Origin of the sequence: Pantoea eucrina, from assembly GCF_002095385.1 — a bacterium.
GTDB lineage: Bacteria > Pseudomonadota > Gammaproteobacteria > Enterobacterales > Enterobacteriaceae > Pantoea > Pantoea eucrina.
In genome coordinates, this window is record NZ_MIPP01000012.1 from 77,755 (window position 1) to 84,077 (window position 6,323).

Below are 6,323 nucleotides of genomic sequence, written 5' to 3' on the forward strand. Positions count from 1 at the left end.
ATGCCGATAACTTAATTAACGCAGGGTAGTCAACGTGAACGATCTCTATACCGCCGGCGGCGTGATGGATAAACATTCGCTCTGGCAGCGCTACGTTCCCCTCGTGCGGCATGAAGCGCTGCGTCTGCAGGTGCGCCTGCCGGCCAGCGTGGAGCTTGACGATCTGCTGCAGGCTGGGGGCATCGGACTGCTGAATGCCGTGGAGCGCTATGACGCGCTGCAGGGCACCGCCTTTACCACCTACGCCGTGCAGCGTATTCGCGGCGCATGCTGGACGAACTGCGCAGCCGCGACTGGGCACCGCGCAGCGTGCGGCGCAACGCGCGCGAAGTAGCCGGTGCCATGCACCAGGTGGAGCAGGCGCTCGGCCGCTCAGCCTCGGAGCAGGAGGTGGCGCAGCAGCTGAACGTGTCGCTGGAGGAGTACCGGCAGATCCTGCTGGATACCAACAATAGCCAGCTCTTCTCCTATGACGAGTATCGGGAAGAGCACGGTGACAGCGCAGAGCTGGTGACAGAGGGCCATGAAGAGGCGAATCCGCTGCATCAGCTGATGGAAGGGAATCTGCGTGAACGCGTGATTGACGCAATCGAGGCGCTGCCCGAACGCGAAAAGCTCGTGCTCACACTGTACTACCAGGAAGAACTGAACCTGAAAGAGATTGGCGCGGTGCTGGAGGTGGGGGAATCCCGCGTCAGTCAGCTGCACAGTCAGGCGATTAAACGCCTGCGTGCCCGGTTAGCGGGAGCGCGCTGACAGACTCAGTCCTGGGGAAACAAAAATAAAAAAACCGGGGACTCAGCGATGGGAGCCAAAATTAAAGTCAGGCCATTAAGTCGTTATCTTAAAGACTATAAACATAGCCAAAGCAACTGTTCACACTGTGGCAAAGTATTAGATCGTATGGCGCTGGTGTTTCGTGGCCAGATCATCAATAAAGAGGCGATAGCCCGCATGGACCAGATGATTGACGATCAGGTCTGGACGAAGCTGCAGCCCGAACTGACCGCGCTATGCCGTTTCTGCAGCGATATTTTTTGTAATACCCATCCGAACTACTTCGACATCATGGCGTTTAAACAATATCTGTTTGAACAGACCGAGATGAACCACAGTACGATTCGGGAGTATGTGGTGCGCCTGCGTCGACTTGATGACATGCTGAAAGCGAGAAATTTCCCGGCAGAAAATCTATCCGGCAACAGCTGGCATGAGTGTCTGCAGCACGATCTGCCCGATGCCGGTAATAACAACTACCGTATTGCGCTGCGTAAATACGATCAGTTCCTCGGCTGGCAGCGCGGCTGATCAATGATCCATGTCCGCTGCGGCGATCTGTGCCGCAGCGGGCTGCTGCTACCCCGCAATTCCGGATGCGCCTCAGCGCATCTTCTGCAACACTACAGGGATATCTTCACACTGCCCTGGAGGCCTGCATTGTCCCTACATCTTCTGCACCAGTTCCCGCGTCTTGAGCTGCTTGGCGCACCTACGCCGCTGGAGCATCTGCCGCGTCTGTCCGATTACCTTGGCCGCGATATTTTTATTAAACGTGATGACGTTACGCCGGTCGCGCTGGGCGGCAATAAGCTGCGCAAGCTGGAGTTTCTGGCCGCGGACGCGCTCCGCCAGGGCGCGGATGTGCTGCTGACCGCCGGCGCGATCCAGTCCAATCACGTACGCCAGACGGCCGCAGTGGCGGCGCGACTCGGCCTGAAGTGCGTGGCGCTGCTGGAAAACCCGATTGGCACCACGGCAGAAAATTATCTCTCCAACGGCAACCGCCTGCTGCTTGATCTGATGGACGTGGAGACGGAGATGGTGGCGGCGCTGGATAATCCGCCGCAGCAGCTCAGCGACTATGCAGAGCGTCTCGAAGCGCAGGGATATCGCCCCTATATCGTGCCGGTCGGCGGCTCGAATGCGCTGGGCGCGCTGGGATACGTAGAGTGCGCCCAGGAGATCGCCCATCAGAGCGAGGGCGTGGTGGATTTCGCGGCGGTGGTGGTGGCATCCGGCAGCGCCGGTACCCATGCCGGTCTGGCGGTAGGGCTGGAGCAGCTGCTGCCGGAAAGCGAGCTGGTTGGCGTGACAGTGTCACGTAGCGTGGCCGCGCAGCTGCCGGTGGTAGAGCGGCTGCGCAGCGCGCTGGCAGAGCAGCTTGAGCTGAAGCCGCAGGCGGCGATCACGCTCTGGGATGAGTACTACGCGCCGCGCTATGGCGAACCCAGTGAAGAGGGCATGGAGGCAGTGCGCCTGCTGGCACGGCTGGAAGGTATCATGCTGGATCCGGTCTATACCGGCAAAGCGATGGCCGGTCTGATTGACGGTATCAGCCAGAAGCGCTTCCGGCGCGAAGGGCCGCTGCTGTTTGTACATACCGGCGGCGCACCGGCGTTATTTGCTTATCATCCTTCGGTATGAGACAGGCTGACGAAACGCTCTATAATCGCTGCCACAGACAGGCGTAACGTCACCACGGAGATGCAATTTCTGTGGCGTTCATAATAAGACTACGCTATCTGTTACAGGGTGCGTCACGCGACGCACCTGCACTGACACACACAACAGATAATAACGGGGTAAACATGGCTTTCTCTCTGATTCGTCGCCCGCTGGCGATGGGAATGATGGCGGTGGCGCTGCTCGCAGGCATCAACGCAAAATCCTTTGCCGCTGAAGATTTGCTGGCACAGATTAAAAATAAAGGCGAGCTGCGCGTGGGCCTTGAAGGCACCTATCCGCCGTTCAGTTTCCAGGATGAGCGCGGCAAACTGACCGGCTTTGAGGTGGAGTTTGCGCAGGAGCTGGCACAGCATCTCGGCGTAAAAGCGGCGCTGAAGCCGACCAAATGGGACGGTATGCTGGCGTCTCTGGATTCAAAACGTATCGACGTGGTGATAAATCAGGTCACTATCTCCGATGAGCGTAAAAAGAAGTATGACTTCTCCACGCCGTACACCATCTCGGGCGTGCAGGCGCTGACGCTGAAGAAAAACGCCGGCACCATCACCAAACCTGAGGACCTGGCAGGGAAAAAAGTGGGCGTGGGCCTCGGCTCCAACTATGAGCAGTGGCTGCGTGATAACGTCAAAGGCGTCGATATCCGCACCTATGATGATGACCCGACAAAATATCAGGATCTGCGCTCCGGCCGCCTGAACGCCATTCTGGTCGATCGCCTGGCCGCGCTCGATCTGGTGAAGAAAACCGGTGACACCATGGCCGTAGCGGGCCCGGCGTTCTCGCGCCTGGAGGCTGGCGTGGCGGTGCGTAAGGGTAACGACGATCTGCTGAAAGCGATCGATCAGGCGATGGCAGAGATGCAGAAAGATGGCTCGCTGAAAAAACTCTCCGATAAATGGTTTGGCACGGACGTGACGAAATAATGCTGGAGAGCGTACATCTGGTGCTGGATTCAGCACCTTTTTTACTTAAAGGGGCACTGTTTACGCTGCAGCTCAGCATCGGCGGGATGTTCTTTGGCCTGCTGCTGGGCTTTATTCTTGCCCTGATGCGCCTGTCGCGCTTCTGGCCGGTGAACTGGCTGGCGCGCATCTATGTCTCAGTGTTCCGCGGCACGCCGCTGATCGCCCAGCTGTTTATGATCTACTACGGCCTGCCGCAGTTTGGCATTGAACTCGATCCCATTCCCTCCGCGATGATTGGCCTGTCGCTGAACACGGCGGCCTATGCGTCAGAGTCGCTGCGCGGTGCTATCGCCTCTATCGAGCGCGGGCAGTGGGAAGCGGCGGCCAGCATTGGTATGACCCCGTGGCAGACGCTGCGCCGGGTGATCCTGCCGCAGGCGGCGCGGACTGCGCTGCCGCCGCTCGGTAACAGCTTTATCAGCCTGGTCAAGGATACCTCGCTGGCGGCCACTATCCAGGTGCCGGAGCTGTTTCGTCAGGCGCAGTTAATCACCTCACGCACGCTTGAGGTGTTTACCATGTATCTGGCCGCCTCGCTGATCTACTGGATCATGGCGACCGTGCTCTCCGCGCTGCAGAACCGTCTTGAAGCGCACGTTAATCGTCAGGATCGGGAGGATAAATGAGTGCAATTGAAGTCCGCCAGCTGGTGAAAAAATTTCACGGGCAGACGGTGCTGCACGGCATCGATCTCGACGTGGCTGCCGGAGAGGTAGTGGCGATTATCGGCCCCAGCGGCTCGGGAAAAACCACGCTGCTGCGCAGTATCAATCTGCTGGAGGTGCCGGATCAGGGTAGCGTGACGGTAGGCGGCATCACCATTGACGCCAGCCTGAGTCTTAACAAACAGAAAGAGAAGGTGCGTCAGCTGCGCCAGCAGGTCGGGTTTGTGTTTCAGAACTTCAATCTGTTCCCGCATCGTTCGGTGCTGGAAAACATTATTGAAGGGCCGGTGATCGTTAAAGGTGAGCCGAAAGCAGAAGCGCAGGCGCGGGCACGTCAGCTGCTGGAGAAGGTCGGGCTGACGGGTAAAGAGGCGAGCTTTCCGCGCCGGCTTTCCGGCGGGCAGCAGCAGCGGGTGGCAATTGCCCGCGCGCTGGCAATGCGCCCGGAGGTGATTCTGTTTGATGAGCCGACGTCCGCGCTTGACCCGGAGCTGGTCGGCGAGGTGCTGAACACCATTCGCGCCCTGGCGCAGGAGAAACGGACGATGGTGATCGTCACGCATGAGATGAGTTTTGCGCGTGATGTGGCTGACCGCGCTATCTTCATGGACCAGGGGCGCATTGTGGAGCAGGGGGAGGCCAGAACCCTGTTCAGTAATCCGCAGCAGGCTCGTACCCGACAATTCCTGGATAAATTTCTTAATCAGTAATATTCAGGGCCGGTTCGCTGGCCCTTATTTATTTCGCTGCTATCACATTCCTTCGCGTTTCTCTTATCCTTTTGGTGCATAGTCATATAATTGTCTTATTGCTAAATTATTAACTGGCTTCTCTGTTTGCAGATTGCTCTTAATTAAACAGCAGCTTTTCTTACTGATTATTTTTCCTGAATCACAGTTTATAACTCTCTGTGCCGCTTCAGGCAGATGTAAATGCATTTTGATTAACGTAAAGTCTTGTTACATCAGGGCCAGCAAAGACAATTTAGGACTTTCGCCAGATACACTCCCCGCAGTGCTGTTGAATAATCGTTTAATAACCATAACTCACGAACTGATTATTAATGCGTTTACCTCTTACAGACCTACACAGCTTTAGGAGTCAACCTGATGAAAGATAACGGGAAAAATGATATAGGCTGGATAAATACACTGAAAGGTGCCTGTATTTTGCTGGTGGTGCTCTATCACACCGTATTACCGGGATTTGAAACAACGATAAAATATTTGAGTGCCGGATGGTTTCCGGCGGAAATATGGGTACAGTTTAATACGGTCCTGTCGCCATTACGTATGCCGGCATTCTTTTTTGTTTCCGGCCTGCTGGCGACCAATGGCATTTTGAATCGTTCATGGAAACAGGTATTTACCAGCCGTATTACCAATCTGTTCTATCTCTATATTTTGTGGGGCTTTATTCAGTGGTGGTCAATTGTCGGGATTTCCACAGAAATCACCGGGCAACGCATTTCGCAAAATCTTAATGCGGCCTATGCCGGTTCACTGCTGGAGTTTCTCAAGCTGACGTTTATGGCGATGAGTACCTCCTGGTATCTGTATGGTCTGGCGATCTACTTCCTGTGTGCAAAAATTTTCCATCAGCAGAAAATCGCGCTGCTGGTTGTGGCGGTGGTACTGAATTATCTGGCGGTGGAAAAAATCATTCCCTACTGGGGGCCGCAGAGCGTCGCGCAATATTTCCTGTTCTTCCTGCTGGGCGCATTCTGGAGCCCGGTGATGCTGCGCCTGAGCGAGCTGCGCCGTGAAAACCTGCTGCCGTGGGCGGTACTGGCCGCGCTGACGGGACTTCACGTGATTATGGGCCTGGATAAAAGCCTGTTTATGTGCGTCATCGCCGTGCTGGTGAGCGTGGCGGCCTGCCGCTGGCTTAACCAGCATTTCAGTATGCGTTTTTTCAACTGGGTAGGGCGCAATACGCTGCAAATCTACGTTATTCACCGCATCTTTATTGAGTTTTTCGGGATGTCGGCGATTCTGTTTGCCCAGCGCCATCACCTGTTTGAGCAGGAGTGGTTCTCCATGCTGTGGGCCTGTTTCTATCCGCTGGCCATCGTCGGGATCTGTTCGCTCTGTTCAGTCGCGGTCTGGTCAGTGACCAACCGCGGTCTGGGTCAGTCGCTGTTCCTGTTCCCGACGCTGATCGGCATGAAGCGTCGCAAAGCAGCGTAGATAAATGCAGGGGCAACAATTTTAACCGCAGGGGACGC

6 protein-coding genes and 1 pseudogene are annotated in these 6,323 nt (G+C 56.1%); all 7 read left to right on the plus strand.

Annotated features, from left to right (window positions below; translation table 11 throughout):
• Positions 1 to 34: 34 nt before the first annotated feature.
• The 7 genes and pseudogenes from HA43_RS07680 to HA43_RS07710 all read left to right on the plus strand — a co-directional run bounded on the left by HA43_RS07680 (position 35) and on the right by HA43_RS07710 (position 6,285).
• Positions 35 to 756 (plus strand): annotated as a pseudogene (locus HA43_RS07680) (RNA polymerase sigma factor FliA).
• 48 nt (positions 757 to 804) lie between these two features.
• Positions 805 to 1,308, plus strand: a complete 504-nt coding sequence (fliZ, locus tag HA43_RS07685) for a flagella biosynthesis regulatory protein FliZ (RefSeq protein WP_039385047.1) — start codon at positions 805 to 807, stop codon at positions 1,306 to 1,308.
• 129 nt (positions 1,309 to 1,437) lie between these two features.
• On the plus strand, positions 1,438 to 2,424 hold the full coding sequence (locus tag HA43_RS07690) for a D-cysteine desulfhydrase (RefSeq protein WP_094111347.1): 987 nt from the start codon (positions 1,438 to 1,440) through the stop codon (positions 2,422 to 2,424).
• 164 nt (positions 2,425 to 2,588) lie between these two features.
• Complete coding sequence (tcyJ, locus tag HA43_RS07695) at positions 2,589 to 3,389, plus strand: cystine ABC transporter substrate-binding protein (RefSeq protein ID WP_094111348.1); 801 nt, start codon at positions 2,589 to 2,591, stop codon at positions 3,387 to 3,389.
• Positions 3,389 to 4,057, plus strand: a complete 669-nt coding sequence (gene tcyL / locus HA43_RS07700; protein WP_071667941.1) for a cystine ABC transporter permease — start codon at positions 3,389 to 3,391, stop codon at positions 4,055 to 4,057. The genes tcyJ and tcyL overlap by 1 nt, the downstream gene beginning before the upstream one ends.
• Positions 4,054 to 4,806 (plus strand): L-cystine ABC transporter ATP-binding protein TcyN, encoded by a 753-nt coding sequence (gene tcyN / locus HA43_RS07705; protein ID WP_071667940.1) that lies wholly within the window; start codon positions 4,054 to 4,056, stop codon positions 4,804 to 4,806. The genes tcyL and tcyN overlap by 4 nt, the downstream gene beginning before the upstream one ends.
• Before the next feature lie 399 nt (positions 4,807 to 5,205).
• The gene (locus tag HA43_RS07710) at positions 5,206 to 6,285 is read left to right on the plus strand and encodes an acyltransferase family protein (protein ID WP_094111349.1); all 1,080 of its coding nucleotides are present in this window, start codon (positions 5,206 to 5,208) and stop codon (positions 6,283 to 6,285) included.
• Positions 6,286 to 6,323: the final 38 nt, after the last annotated feature.